At 48.6% G+C, this 19,524-nt stretch carries 19 protein-coding genes; 15 read left to right on the top strand and 4 right to left on the bottom strand.

Features of this window, described 5'->3' with window-relative positions:
- Positions 1–39 precede the first annotated feature (39 nt).
- From QU605_RS01930 to QU605_RS01875, 12 genes are all read left to right on the top strand, one after another.
- A complete protein-coding gene (locus QU605_RS01930) occupies positions 40–969 on the top strand; it encodes a bifunctional riboflavin kinase/FAD synthetase (RefSeq protein ID WP_289723569.1) in 930 nt (309 codons plus the stop codon).
- Positions 966–2,285, top strand: a complete 1,320-nt coding sequence (locus tag QU605_RS01925; protein ID WP_289723568.1) for an HTTM domain-containing protein — start codon at positions 966–968, stop codon at positions 2,283–2,285. The genes QU605_RS01930 and QU605_RS01925 overlap by 4 nt, the downstream gene beginning before the upstream one ends.
- A gap of 86 nt (positions 2,286–2,371) precedes the next feature.
- On the top strand, positions 2,372–3,643 hold the full coding sequence (gene serS / locus QU605_RS01920) for a serine--tRNA ligase (RefSeq protein WP_289723567.1): 1,272 nt from the start codon (positions 2,372–2,374) through the stop codon (positions 3,641–3,643).
- Between the two features lie 100 nt (positions 3,644–3,743).
- On the top strand, positions 3,744–5,531 hold the full coding sequence (locus tag QU605_RS01915) for a tetratricopeptide repeat protein (protein WP_353655868.1): 1,788 nt from the start codon (positions 3,744–3,746) through the stop codon (positions 5,529–5,531).
- An 18-nt stretch (positions 5,532–5,549) separates the two neighbouring features.
- On the top strand, positions 5,550–5,864 hold the full coding sequence (locus QU605_RS01910) for a DUF4286 family protein (RefSeq protein ID WP_289723566.1): 315 nt from the start codon (positions 5,550–5,552) through the stop codon (positions 5,862–5,864).
- Positions 5,861–6,721, top strand: coding sequence for a 16S rRNA (adenine(1518)-N(6)/adenine(1519)-N(6))-dimethyltransferase RsmA (gene rsmA / locus QU605_RS01905; RefSeq protein WP_289723565.1), 861 nt, complete (start codon positions 5,861–5,863; stop codon positions 6,719–6,721). Before QU605_RS01910 ends, rsmA begins: the two co-directional genes overlap by 4 nt.
- The gene (gene mgtE / locus QU605_RS01900) at positions 6,708–8,060 is read left to right on the top strand and encodes a magnesium transporter (RefSeq protein ID WP_289723564.1); all 1,353 of its coding nucleotides are present in this window, start codon (positions 6,708–6,710) and stop codon (positions 8,058–8,060) included. The genes rsmA and mgtE overlap by 14 nt, the downstream gene beginning before the upstream one ends.
- 41 nt (positions 8,061–8,101) lie before the next feature.
- Positions 8,102–9,055: a 2-hydroxyacid dehydrogenase gene (locus tag QU605_RS01895; protein WP_289723563.1), complete on the top strand. Its 954-nt coding sequence runs from the start codon at positions 8,102–8,104 to the stop codon at positions 9,053–9,055.
- A 27-nt stretch (positions 9,056–9,082) separates the two neighbouring features.
- A complete protein-coding gene (locus QU605_RS01890; protein WP_289723562.1) occupies positions 9,083–9,538 on the top strand; it encodes a DUF1801 domain-containing protein in 456 nt (151 codons plus the stop codon).
- Complete coding sequence (locus tag QU605_RS01885) at positions 9,516–10,496, top strand: phospholipase A (protein ID WP_289723561.1); 981 nt, start codon at positions 9,516–9,518, stop codon at positions 10,494–10,496. Before QU605_RS01890 ends, QU605_RS01885 begins: the two co-directional genes overlap by 23 nt.
- A gap of 50 nt (positions 10,497–10,546) precedes the next feature.
- The gene (locus tag QU605_RS01880) at positions 10,547–10,930 is read left to right on the top strand and encodes a VOC family protein (protein ID WP_289723560.1); all 384 of its coding nucleotides are present in this window, start codon (positions 10,547–10,549) and stop codon (positions 10,928–10,930) included.
- Between the two features lie 54 nt (positions 10,931–10,984).
- On the top strand, positions 10,985–11,608 hold the full coding sequence (locus QU605_RS01875; protein WP_353655867.1) for a TM2 domain-containing protein: 624 nt from the start codon (positions 10,985–10,987) through the stop codon (positions 11,606–11,608).
- Positions 11,609–11,628: 20 nt separating this feature from the next.
- On the opposite strand, the gene QU605_RS01870 is transcribed toward QU605_RS01875, so the two are convergent.
- The 3 genes from QU605_RS01870 to QU605_RS01860 are packed head-to-tail and all read right to left on the bottom strand — an operon-like array spanning position 11,629 to position 15,219.
- Positions 11,629–13,440 carry a GNAT family N-acyltransferase gene (locus tag QU605_RS01870; protein ID WP_289723559.1) on the bottom strand — a complete coding sequence of 604 codons (1,812 nt, stop codon included), beginning with the start codon at positions 13,438–13,440 and terminating at the stop codon, positions 11,629–11,631.
- Positions 13,441–13,487: 47 nt separating this feature from the next.
- A complete protein-coding gene (locus tag QU605_RS01865; RefSeq protein ID WP_289723558.1) occupies positions 13,488–14,741 on the bottom strand; it encodes an aspartate kinase in 1,254 nt (417 codons plus the stop codon).
- On the bottom strand, positions 14,728–15,219 hold the full coding sequence (locus tag QU605_RS01860; protein ID WP_289723557.1) for a GNAT family N-acetyltransferase: 492 nt from the start codon (positions 15,217–15,219) through the stop codon (positions 14,728–14,730). Before QU605_RS01860 ends, QU605_RS01865 begins: the two co-directional genes overlap by 14 nt.
- A 112-nt stretch (positions 15,220–15,331) precedes the next feature.
- Between QU605_RS01860 and fbp the strand changes: the two genes are divergently transcribed.
- On the top strand, positions 15,332–16,339 hold the full coding sequence (gene fbp, locus QU605_RS01855; protein ID WP_289723556.1) for a class 1 fructose-bisphosphatase: 1,008 nt from the start codon (positions 15,332–15,334) through the stop codon (positions 16,337–16,339).
- Here the strand turns inward: fbp and QU605_RS01850 are convergent, their stop codons facing one another.
- Entirely contained in the window at positions 16,340–16,762 is a 423-nt protein-coding gene (locus QU605_RS01850) for a tellurite resistance TerB family protein (protein ID WP_289723555.1), read from the bottom strand.
- Between the two features lie 128 nt (positions 16,763–16,890).
- On the opposite strand from QU605_RS01850, the gene QU605_RS01845 reads away from it, so the two are divergent.
- Together QU605_RS01845 and QU605_RS01840 are read left to right on the top strand one after the other, a co-directional pair.
- The gene (locus tag QU605_RS01845; protein WP_289723554.1) at positions 16,891–17,898 is read left to right on the top strand and encodes a ligase-associated DNA damage response exonuclease; all 1,008 of its coding nucleotides are present in this window, start codon (positions 16,891–16,893) and stop codon (positions 17,896–17,898) included.
- A gap of 10 nt (positions 17,899–17,908) precedes the next feature.
- Positions 17,909–19,522 (top strand): ATP-dependent DNA ligase, encoded by a 1,614-nt coding sequence (locus QU605_RS01840; RefSeq protein WP_289723553.1) that lies wholly within the window; start codon positions 17,909–17,911, stop codon positions 19,520–19,522.
- The last annotated feature ends 2 nt before the right edge of the window (positions 19,523–19,524 follow it).

Raw genomic sequence — 19,524 nt, 5'->3', positions numbered from 1 at the left:
TTTGACCACCAAAAATACGCTTTTTTATTATTTTTACTTGTGTTAACCTATCAAGGTCTTACCCGTTACGACAATCCAAACCCAAGCGTGGTTACCATTGGAACCTTTGATGGGGTGCATATTGGTCATCGGAAAATTCTTGAAAAAGTCATCACTGACGGTCGGTTAATGGGCCTACAGTCGGTTCTCCTTACATTTTTTCCGCATCCCAGGATGGTGTTGCAAAAGGACAGCGACATAAAATTACTCAACACCATCGAAGAAAAGTCCGCGATCCTTAGAGATCTGGGGTTGGATGTCCTTGTGGTCCATCCGTTTACCATGGATTTTTCACGAATGACTGCAACGGATTTTGTGCGCAGGATTCTCGTGGAAAAACTAAAGGTTAAAAAAGTAATTATCGGTTATGACCATCGCTTCGGGAGAAACCGGAATGCCAGTATCCATGATCTCAGGAGCTTTGGAAACCTTTTCGAATTTGAAGTCGATGAAATACCGGCCCAGGAAATCGATGCGGTCTCGGTGAGTTCCACTAAAATCCGAAGAGCCCTGGAAGACGGGGATCTGGATACGGCAAAGGCCTATTTGGGATATCCCTATATGTTAACTGGTACGGTTCAAAAAGGGAAAGGCCTCGGTCGTGATCTCGGATTTCCAACGGCAAATCTGAACATTAGCGCCCCTTATAAATTAATCCCATCCTCAGGAGTATATGTGATTAGGTCCCTGATTGGGGGTAATACGCACTACGGGATGATGAATATTGGCACAAACCCCACGGTAGATGGTAGTCAACAGCATATCGAAGTACATCTGTTCGACTTCGATAAGGACCTGTATGGACAAAGCCTGCAAGTCGACCTGCTGCATCGCATACGGGATGAGGTGAAATTTGATTCCCTGGAAGCGCTTAAATTTCAATTAGGGCAGGATCGAAAACAGGCACTCGCCCTAATCCAGGCATCATGATTTCCAGATTGCTCTTTTCCCGAATGGACAATAGTCCACTCATCATTTTCAGGATTTTTTTCGGGATCCTCATCAGCCTCGAGAGTTTTGGAGCGATCCTGACCGGGTGGGTGGACCGAACCCTGGTCGAGCCTGATTTTACATTTACCTTTATCGGCTTTGAGTGGCTTCAACCCCTGCCAGGTCATGGCATGTACTTTTATTACATCCTCATGGGGTTAACAGGTGTTATGGTGACTGTGGGATACCGGTATCGCTTCAGTATTATCGCTTTTACCCTCTTATGGACGGGAACCTACCTGATGCAGAAAACCTCCTACAACAATCACTACTATCTTCTGGTTCTGCTCTCCCTACTGATGTGTTTCTTCCCCGCTCACCGCTCCCACAGCTTGGATTGCAGAAGAGACCCGGACCTCTGCTCGGACCAGATGTATACGGGGGTCAAGTGGGTTATCATCTTCCAGCTTTTCATCGTCTATACCTACGCAGCAATCGCCAAACTTTACGCAGACTGGTTTGATTTCACCATTATTGCCCAACTCATGGAATCCCGTAAGGACTTTTTTATCATCGGCCCCGTGTTGCAATATCCTTTGATCCATAAGGTCATTGGCGTATTCGGGATCCTTTTTGATTTTCTCGTGATTCCACTTTTGCTTTTTAAGCCTACGCGGAAATTTGCGTTTTTCGCGTCGATCTTTTTCCATCTTTTCAATTCGATCATTTTCCACATTGGAATTTTTCCATACCTCTCGCTGGCCTTCTGTGTCTTCTTCTTTGAACCCGAAACCATCAGGCGGATCTTTTTTAAACATAAGGCTGTTCCGGTACTCTTGCCTTATGCCCCTCCCCCCTATGCCCCATGGATTAAAGGGGTTATGGGAGTATATTTCACATTCCAGCTTTTACTTCCCATTAGGCACCATGTGATTCCCGGGGATGTCCTCTGGACGGAGGAAGGGCACCGCATGAGCTGGAGGATGATGCTGAGATCCCGAAGCGGAAACATGCAATTCCGGGTAGTGGACAAAGCCACGGGAGCTGGGGAACTAATCCGGCTCAACCAATGGCTGACTCCAAAGCAAAAGAGGAAAGTCCAGTCGCATCCCGACTTCGCCTGGCAGTTTGCCCAGCGACTCAAAAAGCACTATGCAGCCCAAGGAGCGGAGATAGGCGTATATGTAGTGGGCAACGTCAGGGTTAACCGACGGGACCCCGCCCCCTTTATCGACCCGAAAACGGACCTGGCAGCTGAGCCCTGGGATCACTTCCGCCACCATACCTGGATTTTACCCTCACCCTACACCAAATAGGACCTCTAAGGCCTCCTGACCAGCAGGCATTTCTGCTTTATCAATTGTTAGATTGTTCCTACCTTTACCCCGTTTAATTCACTACTATGCTTCCACTATATACCCTGAGGGATAATGCCGATACCATTGCCGCAGCCATGGATAAACGCGGTTTGGATGCCCGACCCATCCTGTCTAAGATCCTCAATCTGGATCAGGAACGCCGGAATTTGCAGACCCACCTGGACCAGACCCTGGCAGAAGCCAATTCAGCCTCCAGGGAAATCGGACAGCTTTATAAAAGCGGTAAAGCCGAGGAAGCCAATGCGCTCAAAGAAACTTCATCCCGTTTAAAGGTTCAGTCCAAGGAACTGCAGGAAGCGTTATCGGCAGCCGCGGACGCTTTACAAGAATCCCTTTACCTGTTGCCTAACATTCCTCACGACCTCGTTCCCGCAGGACAGGATGAGTCTGACAATGAAGTGATCCACCAATGGGGCGATATCCCCGGTCTTGAAGCCAACGCCCTTCCACACTGGGAACTCGCGCGGAAATTCGATTTGATCGATTTTGAACTCGGCGTTAAGATTACAGGAGCGGGTTTTCCCGTTTACAAAGGAAAAGGCGCCCGGTTACAACGCGCCCTGATTTCCTATTTTCTGGACTATAACACCAAAGCCGGATACCAGGAATTACAGGTTCCCCATTTGGTAAATGAGGCTTCCGGATACGGCACGGGCCAACTCCCGGACAAAGAGGGTCAAATGTACCAGGTGACCGAAGACAATCTGTACCTGATCCCGACGGCAGAGGTACCCGTGACCAATATTTTCAGGGATGTAATCCTGGACAAGGCTGACCTTCCCATCCGGTATACAGCCTACACCCCTTGTTTTAGAAGGGAAGCGGGAAGTTACGGAGCCCATGTTCGCGGCCTGAACCGCCTTCACCAGTTCGACAAAGTGGAAATTGTTCGGGTGGAAGATCCTGCGAATTCCTACGATGCCCTGGACGGTATGGTAACCCACGTTAAGGGGCTTTTAGAGTCCCTCAACCTTCCGTATCGCATACTGCGGTTGTGCGGTGGGGACCTGGGTTTCACCTCCGCCCTGACCTATGATTTTGAGGTGTATTCCGCCGCCCAGGAACGGTGGCTGGAGGTTAGTTCCGTTTCTAATTTTGAGGCTTTTCAGGCCAATCGTCTCAAGCTGCGTTACCGGGAAGGAAATGATAAACCACAGTTGGCACATACCCTAAATGGGAGTGCCCTGGCCCTGCCGCGTATCCTAGCAGGGCTTTTGGAAAACTATCAGGAAGGCGGAGGGATCAGGATTCCAGAGGTGCTCGTGCCCTATACAGGCTTCGACAAGATTTCCTGAACCGGAAGGCAAAGGTCCAACCGCTGACCCCTGATTTGCTTTAGACTTCCTTAACGTCCGAAAGGGATACAAGTTTGTATCTTTGAAGAAACACCCTGCTTTGAAAATCCTCTTTCCGATACTTATTTTTCTTTTTTTCGGCATCCCCCTAATGGGGCAACAGGATTTTCTTGCCCAGCAATACTACAACGATGGGGATTTTGACAAGGCGGTGGTCTTCTATGAAAAGTTGGTGGAAAGCAACCCCCGTCGACTCGATTTTGCGGATCAGTTGGTCCGATGTTATCAGCAGCTGGAACAATACGACAAGGCCATCGCGTTTTTGGAAGGTCGGATCAGGTCGGGGACTGCCCATCCCACCGTTTATATCGACATGGGGTACACTTACGACCTCATGGGTATTCCCGATAAGCGGGAGGAAGCCTACCAAAAAGCCAAAGATCTCCTGGAGTCCAATCCGGACTACGGCTATGTCCTGGGGTTTAAATTCCAGCAATACACCCTGCTGGACAATGCACTTTGGGCCTATAAACGCTCGATGGAGTTGAATCCGGAGCTCGATTACAACACCCAGATCGCCCGGATTTACGGAGAACAGGGAGAGGTAGGCAAGATGTATGAGGCATACATGGATTTGCTCTCCGAACGGGAAGCCATTAAGCCCAATGTTCTAAGAGTGCTTCAGAGCTTTGTAACTTCTGATCCACAGAATGAAAACAACCTTTTACTCCGGAAAACACTGCTTACCCGCGCCCAGAAAGATCCAAATCCCCTTTGGAATGAGTTGCTCAGCTGGCTATTTATCGAACAGGGGCAATTGAGCAGTGCTTTGGGTCAGGAAAAGGCTATTTACAGACGGAGCGAAGGAGGAAATCTGGATCGCATCATCAGTTTGGGAAGGCTGGCTGAAGATCGTTCTGATCTCGAAGCCGCCCGGGATGCCTTTGAGTTTATTGAAAGTGAAAGTGGTGATCCGCTCACACAATTGAATGCCAAGCTCCACCTTATCGATATAAGCCTTTTGGAGGATGACTCTCCAAATCTGGACCGGACCCGGAGAGCATACGAGTCACTCCTGGAACAGTACGGATACGATGCCGCTTCCATTCAGCTGCAAATCAGTTATGCGAACTTCCTCGCTTTTCGGATGGATCAGGCCGATGAGGCCATTGAAATCCTGAAAAAAAGCCTGGAACAACCCTTATCGGAATACACAGAAGGGTACGTAAAATTAAACCTTGGGGATATCCTTGTCTATACCCGGCGTTTCAACGAAGCGCTGATCTTGTTTACACAGGTCCAGAAGGGCCTCAAAAACGATGTCATGGCGCAACAGGCCCGATTTAAAGTCGCCCAGACAAGTTTTTATAAAGGAGACTTTGATTGGGCTCTAACCCAGTTAAAGGTGCTTCGGAACTCTACCTCCCAACTCATCGCCAATGATGCCATGCAGCTAAGCCTGATTATTTCAGATAATTCCATCGAAGATTCCACCCAAACCGCGCTTCGAAAATACGCGCGGGCAGACCTGCTTTCCTATCAGAAAAAACAACCGGAGGCCCTGGAAGTACTCGAAGAACTATTGATATCCCATAAAGGTGAGCGCATTGAAGATGAAGCCCTGCTGATGCAGGGAAAACTCCTTGAAGAGACCAACGACTTCTCAGGAGCGCGCCTGAGTTACCTCAAAATAACAGAATTTTTCGGTACGGACATCCTCGCTGATGATGCCCATTTTGCCCTGGCCGAACTCTATCGAATCAAACTCGATGAACCGGAGAAGGCTATGGAACATTACAGGGAGATCATTTTCCGTTTCCAGGACAGTTACTATTTCCCCCAGGCGCGGAAGGAATTCAGAATCCTCAGGGGGGATCCGGTCAACTAACATTTTAAGCCCAGACAAATGTATATCTATAATGTGACCATCAATGTAGATCCTTCCATTCACGCGGCATGGCTCGAATGGATGAAGCAGGACCATATTCCAGGCATGCTGGATACCGGTAAATTTACCGAAGCCCGAATCTGCCGGGTTCTCGTAGAAGAAGAAACCGGAGGGGTTACCTATGCGGTCCAATACCGGGCAGATACCCGGGAGAAACTCGACGCCTACTACCAGGAAGATGCGGCCAGGATGCGGCAGGATGGATTTGATCGGTTTGGAGAGGCCTTTGTCGCTTTTCGTACCGAACTTGAAATTATCAGCGAACACGAATGAAGCATAGACAGAACCCACAGAGGCAGGGCAAAGGCCATAAGGGCGGCCATCAGCGCTCTGAGGTTCGGCCGAAAAAGCATCTCGGCCAGCATTTCCTTAAAGATGTCTCAATTGCCGAGCGTATTGCTGCTACCCTTCAACTCACAGAGACCACAAATGTTCTTGAAATCGGACCCGGTACGGGCGTACTGACCGATTTCCTCCTGAAAAGGGACATACACTTGATTGCCGTGGAACTGGACCGGGAATCCGTGGCCTACCTGGAGACACGGTACATTCCCGAACTCCCGTCAGATGTCAGGAGTCGGTTTCTTGAAGTGGTCGAAGCCGATTTCCTTAAAATGCCACTGGCATCGCTTTTCCAGGGAGCGCCCTTTGTCATAACCGGAAATTTTCCCTACAACATCTCAACGCAGATCGTATTCCGCCTTTTGGAATACCGGGACCGGATTCCCGAATTCAGCGGTATGTTTCAAAAAGAAGTGGCTGAGCGCATTTGTTCAGGTCCGGGCAGCAAAGTCTACGGTATCCTCTCTGTTCTCGTCCAGGCGTTTTACGAAGCTGAATACCTCTTTTCCGTGCCCCCTGAAGTTTTTGATCCGCCCCCGGCGGTTTCCTCCGGGGTCCTTTACCTAAAGCGCCGGGAGGACTGGCGTCTCCCCTGCAGTGAAAAAGCCTTCTTCCACGTGGTCAAATCCGCCTTTAACCAAAGACGCAAGACCCTGCGCAATAGCCTGAAAAGCCTGAATCTCTCAGAGAATCTAAAAGAAGATGCTATCTTTGACAGACGCCCGGAACAATTAAGCGTCCCGGAGTTTATCACCCTGTCAAAGCGAATCTCGGATGACGCCATTTAAGCTTACCGAAGAGCTACTCACGACCATTGAGCAGCATATTGAGAACCAGGACAATACTGCCCTGCATACCATGATGGCTGATTATCACTATGCAGATATTGCTGAGGTGATCAATGAGTTAGACGAGGATCAGGCTACGTATCTCATCAAATTGCTTGAGAGCGAACAAACCTCGGATGTGCTTACCGAACTGGATGAAGATGTACGGGAAGCCATTCTTGGAAACCTCTCTTCCAAGGAAATTGCTGTTGAATTGGAGGAACTGGATACGGATGATGCAGCCGATATCGTGGGGGAATTGCCCAAAGATATTGTGCAGGAAGTCATCTCTGAGATCTCCGACAGGAAACACGCACGCGACATTGTCGATTTGCTTCGGTATGACGAGAATTCTGCCGGAGGCCTTATGGCCAAGGAGCTGGTGAAGGTCAATGAGAACTGGAATGTGCTGAATTGCGTCAAAGAGATGCGCCAGCAGGCCGAAAGTGTAACCCGGGTACACTCCATTTATGTGGTGGACGATGAAGGAATCCTCAAAGGGCGCCTGTCCCTGAAAGATTTGCTGACCGCATCGATGACAGCCCATATCCGCGACGTTTATATCCCCAAAGTGGATTCTGTAAACGTGAATGAAAAGCCGGAAGAAGTCGCTAAAATAATGTCCAAATACGACCTCGAGGCCATTCCGGTAGTGGATGAGATCGGTCGGTTGGTGGGTCGGATCACCATTGACGATATTGTGGATGTGATCCGGGAAGAAGCCGAAAAGGACTATCAACTTGCGGCCGGTATCTCACAGGATGTGGAAGCGGACGACAGTATCTGGGATCTGACCCGTGCCCGTTTGCCCTGGTTGTTTCTGGGCTTGATCGGGGGTGTAGGTGCTGCCGGCATCATGGGTGGATTTGAATCGATGATCAGCAAACACGCCATCCTTTTTTTCTTTACGCCGCTTATCGCGGCCATGGCGGGGAATGTCGGAGTCCAGTCGAGCGCCATTATCGTTCAGGGACTGGCTAATGACGATCTCAAAGGAAGTATTTCGGACAGACTGATTAAAGAACTCCTGCTGGCAACCCTGAACGGGCTGATCCTCGCAGCGGTGCTTTTGCTGTTTACCTGGGCGTGGAAAGGCGACTTTCCAACCGCCCTGGCCATATCAATTTCGCTTATTGCAGTGATTATTGTTGCCGGAATCATCGGCACCTTTATCCCGCTTTTTTTGCATAAGAGGGGTATAGATCCTGCCATCGCCACGGGCCCTTTCATCACGACCAGTAATGATATTTTTGGAATCCTGATTTATTTCTGGATTGCGAAGTCGGTCCTTGGCATCTGATATTACAAAATGTTCAATTCAATACCCGCATATCTAAAAACATGAAGGTACTCCACCTGGACGAAAACCACCCGTTGCTCATAGCGGAATTCGAAAAACTTGGGTTTGAAAACCACCTGGATTATTCGGGTTCCCGAGATGAGATTCTCACTAAAATCGAAGGGTTTGATGGTCTTGTGCTGCGCAGCCGCCTGCCCATTGACTCCGAATTGCTCGATCGTGCCACCAATCTCAAATTCATTGGCCGCGTGGGAGCCGGACTAGAGAATATCGATGTTGATTACGCCCGTGAAAAAGGAATTTTCCTGGCTGCCGCCCCTGAGGGAAACAGGGATGCCGTCGGAGAACACACCCTGGGAATGCTGCTTGCCCTTTTCAACAAACTCGCAACCGCAGACAGGGAAGTGCGAAAGGGAATCTGGAGACGGGAAGCCAACAGAGGCCTTGAAGTCGGTGGGAAAACCATAGGTATTGTGGGCTACGGAAATATGGGTAAAGCGTTTGCCCGGCGCCTGAGAGGATTTGGGGCGGAAGTAATCTGTTATGATATTTTGGGCGGCGTTGGAAATGAGGATGCCCGGCAGGTCGGCATCCTTGAATTCCGTAAAAAGGCCGATGTGGTGAGTCTTCATGTTCCTCAAACGCCGGAGACTAAAGGCATGGTAAATTCAGAATTTATCGACGCCTTCCATAAGCCTTTCTGGCTCCTCAATACCGCACGCGGTACTTGTGTGGTTACGGATCACCTTGTAGACGCCCTGAAAAATGGAAAGATACTCGGGGCAGGGCTCGATGTGCTGGAATACGAAAAGACCTCCTTTGAATCCCTGTTTAAAGATTCCGAAATGCCATCGGCTTTCCAATACCTTTTAGAGGCTCCGAATGTCCTGCTCAGCCCCCATGTGGCAGGGTGGACCATTGAAAGCAAAGAAAAACTGGCCCAAACGATTATTGATAAGATTAAATCACATTTTCCGTATCTTACTGAAAAATAGTCCAGCAATAGTCCGGACATCTTTTTCATGAAGTACGAAGCCGATTCTCCGGAAGCCTATATCGACCTTTTGCCTGAAGACCGACAGGAGCCCATAAGGCGCCTGCGCAAGTGCATTCTCAGCAATCTGCCGGAAGGCTTCGAAGAAACCATGAGTTATGGTATGATCGGATACGTTGTGCCGCATTCAAAGTATCCCGCGGGGTATCACTGCAATCCGGAACTCCCCCTTCCTTTTTTGAATATTGCTTCACAAAAGAATTTCATCGCATTCTATCACAGCGGGATTTACGCAGATCCGGAACTCAAGGCATGGTTTGTCGAGGCCTACAGGGAACGGGTACCCACAAAACTGGATATGGGCAAAAGTTGTATCCGATTTAAGAAGCCCGAGCACATTCCCTATGAATTGCTCGGAGCCCTCTGCAGAAAAATTAGTGTGTCGGATTGGATTCAGCTCTATGAAGAAAAAATCAGCAGATAACGCTATTTTAAATCCTAAAGACCAAGTTTCAGAAACCTTTATTCCTTTTTCTTTCTTCTGGGTGTTTACGTGGTTTGCTCTCGCCTTTTTTATGGTGACCCCAATCTGCGGTCAGTCAAAAAGTCATCCGATTTTCGACGGGGACACCCTGTTTCATAACCTTTCGCAGCGATGGGAACTCGATTCCGAAAACTACAGGGGTAACTTCAGATTCACACCCTATAAACCTACCTATATCCTGCTGGGTCGCTGGACCTCAGATGTCAATAAAATGCCGACGAGCCTGAATCCGGAATATTCCGTTGAAACTCCAATTGCACTGAATTCAACTGAACTGAAATTTCAGATCAGTTTTAAAACGAAAATAGTACGAGGGCTGTTTTTCAACAATCTCGACATTTGGGCTGCCTATACCCAAAAATCGCACTGGCAGGTATACAACGCAGATCTCTCCCGCCCTTTTCGGGAAACAAACTATGAACCTGAACTCATCTTAAACTATGGCATGAACATCCCCTTCCTTGGTTTTGACATCCGAATGGCCGGGTTGGCCCTGACGCATCAATCCAATGGCCGGTCCCTCCCGCTTTCCAGAAGTTGGAACCGGATTGTCTTTCACCTTGGTATGGAACGGGAATACTGGCAAATTTACCTCAAACCATGGATTCGGTTGAATGATACGGATGACGAAAATCCGAAAATCACCGATTACTACGGAAGAATGGAGGCGATCGTTTCCCATCAGTTTGGCAAAAATCTAATTACCATGGAGGCAACACATTCCCTCAGAACCGGAGCAAATAACAGGGGAAGTATTCGGTTGGGGTGGTCTTTTCCAATCGATGGCTACCTTAGGGGGCGTCTGGAAGTATTCGAAGGCTATGGCGAAACCCTCATCGATTACAACCACCGGCAATTCACCATTGGCCTGGGGGTTTCTATTGTTGAATGGCGATAGGGGAGTCGGCAAGTGAAATGCAATTATGAACTGATATAAAATCGAAACAGATGAAAAACAGGGTTACAGGGCTCGGCGGGTTCTTTTTTAAGACCGCTGATCCAAAAAAAACAAAAGAGTGGTATCGAAAACATCTGGGTATCCCGGCAGGTGACTACGGCTGGTCTTTCTTATGGCAGGATGCAGACGGAAACCCCGGACGGACGGAGTGGAGTCCGATGAAAGAGGACACGCCCTATTTCAAACCAAGTGAGAAGCAATTTATGATGAACTTCAGAGTGGCCGACCTGGAGGGTCTTTTAGCGGTACTCAAAGAAGAAGGAGTCGAAATCATCGGGGAAATGGAGACCTATTCCTATGGGAAATTCGGCTGGATTATGGATCCCGAAGGAAACAAAATAGAACTCTGGGAGCCCAGAGAGGAGGGCTTTTAAATACAGCTTAATTTTTCTAACTTGTAGGGGATACGCAACTAAGGAAAAACTACTATGGCTGAAGACAAAAATAATTTGGGCGACAAGGCAGAGGACGCCTTTGACAAAGCCTCGGAAAAAGCAGGTGAATTTGCCGATGAAACCGGCAAGGAGGCCGCTAAACTGAGTAAAGAAGCAAAAGAAAAAGCCCGTAAAATTGCCGAAAAAGCCAAGGAAAAGGCCAAAGAGTTTGCCGAGGAGACTGAGGAACTGAGGGAAGAAGCGAAAGAGAAAGCCAAGGAATTCGGCGAAAAAGCAAAAGAGAAAGCAAAAGAATTCAGGGAGGAAACCAAAGAAACTGCAGGTGATTTCAAAGAAGAAGCCAAAAAAACGGCTGAAGAATTCAACGAAGGTCTTAAATCTGTCACCGAGGGGGAAAACAAGAAAATACTGGCAGGTGTTTTAGCCATTGTTCTGGGGTGGGCAGGTATCCATAAATTTATCCTCGGCTATCAGAAAGAAGGAGTTATCATGCTGGTCATTTCTATAATAGGGATGGTTCTCAGTTGTGTTGGAATCGGTGTTTTTCTGATTTGGGCTACCTGTCTGGTAGGCCTGGTAGAAGGCATTATCTATCTCACAAAATCTGACGAGGATTTTTACAATACCTATCAGGTAGGCAGAAAACCCTGGTTTTAAGTTTGGCAAACCAGGGGTGGTCAGGAGCTTGAATTTCCCTCATTCAGTTTCCGCTCCAATTCAGACTGAAACTCTTCCATCACAGGTTTTACAGTGCTTTCAGGAAGGTCGGATATCTTTATGTACATCAGGCCATCGACTGCATTGTTAAAGAGGGGGTCTACGTTAAAAGCCACAACCCGGGCATTTTGCTTGATGTACTTTTTGATGAGCACCGGAAGTCGGAGAGACCCGGGCTCGACTTCATCGATAAGCTTATCAAATTTATTCAGGTCAGCTTTTGTTTCATCAAAAACAAACTCTTTGTCGGCATCGTTGAGTTTTACCTTGAATTCTTTTTTAGGCCGGATATATTGTGCTACATAGGGATCCCAGTAATGCGACTTCATAAACTCAATCATAAGAGATTTCGAAAAATTCGAAAACTGGTTGCTGATACTCACCCCCCCAATCAGGTATTCGTGTTCAGGAAACCTAAGGGTGGTATGCACAATCCCTTTCCATAGCAGGAATAAGGGCATGGGGCGTTGCTGGTATTCCGAAACGATATACGCACGGCCCATTTCGATAGAACGCTGCATCATCGGATACAATTCCGGCTCCAGGCGAAAGAGCTCCTGAAGGTAAAACCCGTCGATACCGTATTTTCGGAATATTTCCGATCCCATCCCCATACGGTAAGCCCCCACGATCTGCTTGTCGGTGTCATCCCAAAGGAACAGATGGTGATAATACTCGTCGTATCGGTCCAGATCCACCGATTTGTTGGTGCCCTCGCCTATGGCGCGAAAGGTCACCTCCCGCTGCCTTCCAATTTCCTGAAGGATAAAGGGCATGTCCTTTTTCTGGGCCAGGAAAACCTCATAGTTCTTACTCTGCAACAAACGGCATTCCTTTTCCCTAAGCTTTTCGATCTCTCCTTCTATAACCTCAGTTCGCACAGCAGAAGCGATTTTGCGTGGCGCCTTTGGAATCTTTATTGTTGAGGGCAATTGGTCTATGAGCCGTTCCTTCTCGTAAGCGTTGGCCAAAATATAGGTTTTTCGCCTTAAGAGTTCGGCAAAATCCTCCAGGGTTTCCTGTTCCTGTTGTACTTCAGGGGATATAGGTTGTCCGATTCTGACCTTAATGCTCCTGTTGTGCTGGGTAGCCAGTTCTGACGGCAATTTTGCCGTCCTGAAGAGTTCATTGAAACGGGAAAGGTGATAGAATAATCGGCTGTTTCGGGCGTGAAAATAGATCGGAACTACGGGCACACCTGCCTTTCGGATAAGCTTTACAGCAGCTTCTTCCCAGGGTTTGTCCACGATGAGCTTGCCATCTCTGTAAGTGGAAACCTCTCCGGCAGGGAATATTCCAAGCGGATGCCCATTAGCCAGGTGTTCCATCGCCTTTTTGAAACCCATGACAGAGCTCTTTACGTCCTTATGGTTTTCAAAGGGATTCACCGGGAGGATGAACGGGCTCAAAGGCTCAATGCGCTGTAAGAGGAAATTAGCAATGATCTTGTAGTCGTCCCTTTTGGAGAGGAGGAGTTTTAAAAGCAGGATCCCGTCAATCCCGCCTAAGGGATGGTTGCTTATGGTGATAAAGGCTCCCTCCTTTGGAAGGCGCTTAAAATCCTCCTCAGGAATCTCAAAATCAATCTCGTAATACTCCAGAATCGCATCGAGAAACTCAGGCCCGGGAAGATGCTTATATTTTGAATAGACCCTGTTGATGCTACTCATCCGGGTAAGCTTCATAAGAGTCCACCCCATTGCGGTCCCCAAGGGACCATAACGATCCAGCTGAACAGCACGCGCCACTTCTTTAGCAGTAACCAGGCTCATACACTATGGGATTGAATCGTTAAAGATAAAAAAAGAACCTCCCGGAATCAGGATTTTATCACATATTGTACAGTTTCCTTACCTCGCTGTTCCAGCAATACATCACCCCCGTTTAAAATGGACTCGATCGCCCGGGTGTCAAAATGCCTTATGGTATAAAGGGATACTCCTTCCTGGTGTTTTACGCGGTATTTCCCCTTGAGGTGTTGAAGCAATTCAGGGAGCCGGCCAAACCTGTTGTCAAAACACACCGAAAAGCTAATGGCCGAATTTTGGATCAGGTCTACCTTCATTTTATAATCGTGGAGGAGTTTAAAGATCTCACTGATATTATCCTCAACTATGAATGAAAAATCAAGGGATGAGAGCTTCATCAACACCTGGTCCTTTTTAAGGATAAAGCATGGCGTCCTGGGTTCTATTGCCATTCCCTTACCGACCTGGGTTCCCGGATCTGATGGCTTTATAAAGGATTTCACATGCAATGGGATTTCCTTGCGCTGCAAAGGCTGAAGCGTTTTGGGGTGTATGACCGTTGCCCCGTAAAAAGCGAGTTCTATGGCCTCCCGGTACGAAATGCGGTTTAGCAATCGGGTTTCCTTAAAATAGCGGGGGTCCGCATTTAAAACCCCGGGGACATCCTTCCAGATCGTCACGGATTCCGCATTGAGGCAATAAGCAATTATTGCAGCCGTGTAATCGGATCCCTCCCGGCCGAGGGTCGTGGTGAAATTATTCTCATCACTGCCCAGGAAACCCTGAGTTACATACAGTTCCCTGGATCCGGCCAGTCCTGATATGGCCTCCTGCGTTTTTTTCCAGTCTACACTGACATCGCGGTAATTGGCATCCGTCTTTATATAGCGGCGGATATCCAGAAGGGAATTCGCGATCCCTTCCTGGTTCAGGTATTCACTGATAATCAGGGTGGAAAGCAATTCTCCATACCCCACTACCTGATCGTAGACAAAGGCGTATTTCGGCGACTTATTCCAGGCGAGAAAGCCCCGGACTTCATTAAAAAGCGCTTTGAGCTTAAGATAGACGGGGTGGCTTTCTGAAGGAAACAATTCCCGAAGAATCTCAAGGTGGAATGCCTCTACGGACTCAAGTGCAGCGGTAACGGCATCCTTCTCATCAAAATATGCGTCCACAACAGCTTCCATGGCATTGGTCATTTTACCCATGGCCGAGACGACTAGGAATGTTTTGTCTGTTCCGGTCGCCTGAAGTACCCGGGCCAGGTTCCGGACACCTTCAGCATCCTTTACGGAGGCCCCGCCAAATTTATAAATCCGCATATTGTTCTAAATAAGTATCAATCCCCCGGGTATCGAGTTGTACCAGGTTCCAATCCGTGAGTATCCTTCCGCCTCTAGCTTTGTAGAAGTCGATGGCAGGATCATTCCAGTCGAGTACTTCCCAACTGGCACGTCTGGCTCCATTGTCCCGAGCGTATCGAATCACCTCTGTGAGTAATGCACCACCCAGTCCCCGGCCGCGGGCCGATTCTGTGACGATCAGATCCTCAAGGTGAATGACCAAGCCCTTCCAGGTTGAATATCTTGGATAACACAGGGCCATGGCCAGTATCTTTCCCTGGTCCTCCCCTACAAAACATTGAAATCGGGGTGTTGGCCCGAAACCATCCCGTTCCAGGTCTGCTTTACTGATCTCAACGGCATGGGGTTCCCTTTCAAAGACAGCCAGTTCCCGGATCAATTCCAAAACAGCCCCCATATCTTCCGGCCGGGCCGGTCGTATTGTAAATTCATTCATAGCTTGCAAATAAAACAATAAGTCCTAAATCTGTCCGTTCTGACGGTAACGAAAACGTTCTAGTTTCACAAATTAAGCGATATTTGTGGTGATTAAAACCCATCCTTAGCCAATGCAGCAAAAGAAAAAAACCCTCGGTGAGTTTATTATCGAGAATCAGAGCGAATTTAAATTTTCCTCCGGAGAACTTTCAAAACTCATCAACGCCATTCGTCTGGCTGCAAAAGTAGTCAACCACGAGGTAAACAAGGCGGGGTTAATCGACATTCTCGGCGCTGCCGGCGACACCAATATTCAGGGTGAAAATCAACAAAAACTGGATGTACTGGCCAATGAACGTTTTATACAAACGCTAAAAAACCGGGAAATAGTCTGTGGGATTGCCTCTGAGGAAGAAGATGATTTTATCGCTATCAACAGTCTGGACAATCAGCATCAGAACAAATATGTTGTCCTGATAGATCCGCTTGATGGTTCATCCAATATCGATGTGAATGTATCGGTTGGGACTATTTTCTCAATTTACAGAAGGGTCACACCCATTGGCAGTCCGGTAACCCTTGAGGACTTTCTGCAACCGGGAATCAATCAGGTAGCGGCCGGGTATATCGTATATGGAACCTCCACGATGCTGGTCTATACAACAGGTCACGGTGTTAACGGGTTTACGCTGAATCCGGCCATCGGCACCTTTTACTTATCGAATCCGGACATGCAGTTTCCGGAGTCCGGGAACATTTATTCGGTGAATGAAGGGAATTACATCCATTTCCCCCAGGGTGTAAAAGACTATATTAAATACTGCCAGATGGAAGAAGGGGATCGGCCCTACACCTCAAGGTATATCGGGTCGCTGGTTTCCGATTTCCACCGGAACATGATCAAAGGAGGGATTTATATGTATCCTAAAAGCAGTGTCAATTCTGAGGGGAAACTCCGTTTGCTCTACGAGTGCAACCCCATGGCTTTTCTGGCCGAGCAGGCAAATGGAAAGGCCTCTGATGGTTTTGGCAGGATTATGGAGATCCAGCCTACAGAACTTCATCAGCGGGTACCCTTTTTCTGCGGGAGTCGTTTAATGGTAGAGAAGGCGGAGGAATTTATGGCAGCCGGACAATAACTACTTTTCCATCAGGTACAGATAATCTTCAAAAGGGATCCGACCCCTGAAAATATTCGTGGATTTTTCCACAAGTTCACTGACTTTATTCGACGGGAATCCCAACCCTATGGCATAACGCTCAACCATTCCTATCTGATCCCCTTCGATATCGTTATCCGCGAAAATAATCGTGAAGAAATCGTGAAGGCGTTTCAGGCGCTCTTCCATATCCAAAGGGCTTTCGATCGGGTACTTATTCTCTTTCTTCATCACCTCCTTGTACTCCGCATCAGTAATGCTTAATTTGTCCGCAAACCGATCAAGAATAGCCTTTTCTTCCGGGTTAATCTCTCCGTCTACAGCTGCAAGGGAAGCCATTGCCGCAAAGTGTGCAAGGTTTCTTCGGCTCTCACTATTTTTATATAGGTCTATAATTGGCATAGGAATATTTTAAAACAAATATACCTTTTTTCGGTACCTAAACCAGAGGCAAACACATCTATTGTAGCATCTTCTGATCTTCGCTCCAGCACCCCGATATAGTGAATAATACGTAACTTCGGGCTGCTATGAGGAAACCGTTATTAGAATTCACGGATCGGGGAATCTACTGTGCCGCAGCGGATGTTTATCTGGATCCCTGGAAACCGGTCAAAAAAGCCCTGATCTCGCATGGCCACTCAGACCACAGCCGTCCGGGCCATGGGCAGTATATCACCCATAAACGGAATATCCCAATAATCACCCATCGCCTTGGAGCCCTGAACGCAAAGGGTGTCGAATGGGATGAACCCATACACATAAGAGGGGTCCGGTTTAGCTTTCATCCTTCCGGACACATCGTAGGTGCCTCCCAGATTCGGGTGGAATACCAGGGAGAGGTCTGGGTTTTTTCAGGAGACTATAAAACTGAAGACGACGGGCTTTCGACGCCTTTTGAACCCATACGGTGCCATACGTTTATCACCGAGTGCACCTTCGGGCTTCCTGCATTCTCCTGGGAGCCTCAGGCTGCTGTAATGGAAAGTATAAACACCTGGTGGAACGAGGTCCGGTCCGCAGGAAGGACGGCTGTCCTTTTTGCGTATTCCCTGGGTAAGGCACAACGCCTGCTTGCACACCTGGATCAAAGCATTGGCACTGTTTTTACCCATGGGGCCATCGAAAACATGACCGGGGTTGTCCGGCAGATCAAAACCCTGCCCCCAACCCGCCTTATCACAAGGAAGACAACCAAAAAAGACCTTCAGGGGAATTTGGTGCTTGCACCCCCTAGTGCGCATGGAAGTACATGGCTGCGAAAAATGACGCCTTATGAAACAGCTTCTGCCAGCGGATGGATGGCCTTTAGGGGTGCCCGCAGGCGCCGGGCAGTTGACCGGGGTTTTGTATTGAGCGATCATTGCGACTGGTCCGGGCTGCTTAAAAGCATCCGGGCAACAGGGGCGGAACGCGTAATTTGCACCCATGGATATACAGAGATTTTTGCGCGTTATCTCAGGGAAAAAGGGTTTGATGCCAGAACCGAAGCTACCCAATACGAGGGGGAAGTAGCAGAATTAGCAAAGTCCGAATAAAAGATCGAGTATGGAGGCTTTTGCAAATCTTGTCAGACAACTCGATACCAATACCCGAACCAATGCGAAAGTCGCCGCCCTGGCCGAGTATTTCCGCACGGCTCCGGATTCAGATAAGGTCTGGACGATTGCCATTCTCTCACACCGCAGACCGCCACGCCCTGTCAATACGAGCCTGCTCCGGGATTGGGCTGCAGAGCTGGCCGGGATTCCCGACTGGCTTTTTGAGGAGAGTTATCATATTGTGGGGGACCTTGCCGAAACCATAGCCCTGATCGTTCCTTCGGAAACTGCCACCCATAACCCTCCCCTTTCAATCAGCGCCTGTCTGGGTCATTTTCCTGCCTTAAAGCAGTATTCAGAAGCCGAAAAGAAAGCCTATGTCTTGCAGCACTGGCCGGGGATGACATACTATCAGCGATTTGTATTTACCAAACTCTTCACCGGAGGTTTCCGAATCGGGATCAGCCAGAAGTTGATGACCAGATCCCTTTCACAGGCTACTGGGATCGACGAGGAATTACTGGCATATCGCCTGATGGGGAACTGGGATCCGGCCCGCATCTCCTTTAAACAGCTGGTACTCGAACCTCAACAGGAAGAACAGCACTCCAAACCTTTTCCCTTTTACCTGGCGTACCCGCTGGAAGATAAACCGGAAAGTCTGGGATCGCCCTCAGATTGGATTATGGAGCATAAATGGGATGGAATACGGGCACAGCTCATCGTCAGAAATAAAATGCTTTTCCTGTGGAGTCGTGGCGAAGAATTGGTGACCGAACAGTACCCTGAACTTCAGGTTTTGACCGAAGCACTTCCGGATGGCAGTGTCCTGGATGGCGAGCTTCTGCCCTATCCCAACGGTACCGTGGGTAGTTTTAAGGACCTACAGAAACGCCTGGGACGCAAAAAGGTAAGCCCCCGCCTCATGAAGGATATTCCGGTAATCCTAAGGGCGTATGATTTGCTTGAATGGCAGGGCCAGGACATCCGAAGCAAGCCGTTTGACTACCGAAGGGAAAAGTTGAAACTGCTTTTGGATCAGCTTCGCGCAACCGGTAAAGACTACCCCCTGGACGAGTCCGAGGTGTTGACCCTATCCACGTGGGATGATGCAAGACAGGAACGGGAGCGATCGCGGGAAAAGCACTCAGAGGGCCTTATGCTGAAACGCAGGGATGCCGCGTATCGGACAGGTCGCAAAAAGGGGGACTGGTGGAAATGGAAAATGGACCCCTACACCATAGACGCGGTACTCACCTACGCCATGCGGGGCCATGGACGCCGGAGTAATCTCTTCACCGATTATACCTTTGCCCTCTGGGACGAAAATGAAAAGGGGGAACAGGAACTGGTCACCTTTGCCAAGGCGTATTCCGGGCTCACCGATGCAGAACTGAGACAAGTGGACGCCTGGATTAAAAAAAACACACTGGACCGGTTTGGTCCGGTGCGCTCGGTGACCCCCCACCATGTCTTTGAAATCGCCTTTGAGGGTATTGCCCATTCCAAGCGTCATAAAAGCGGGGTGGCAACCCGGTTTCCACGTATCCTGCGCTGGCGAAAAGACAAATCTCCAGAGGAGGCCAATTCCCTTTCCGATCTTAAACAGTTGATACCCTGAGT

It is taken from the genome of Robiginitalea aurantiaca (assembly GCF_030380815.1).
GTDB lineage: Bacteria > Bacteroidota > Bacteroidia > Flavobacteriales > Flavobacteriaceae > Robiginitalea > Robiginitalea aurantiaca.
Note: the sequence above shows the minus strand (reverse complement) of the source record. Positions and strands in the feature narration are given on the sequence as shown.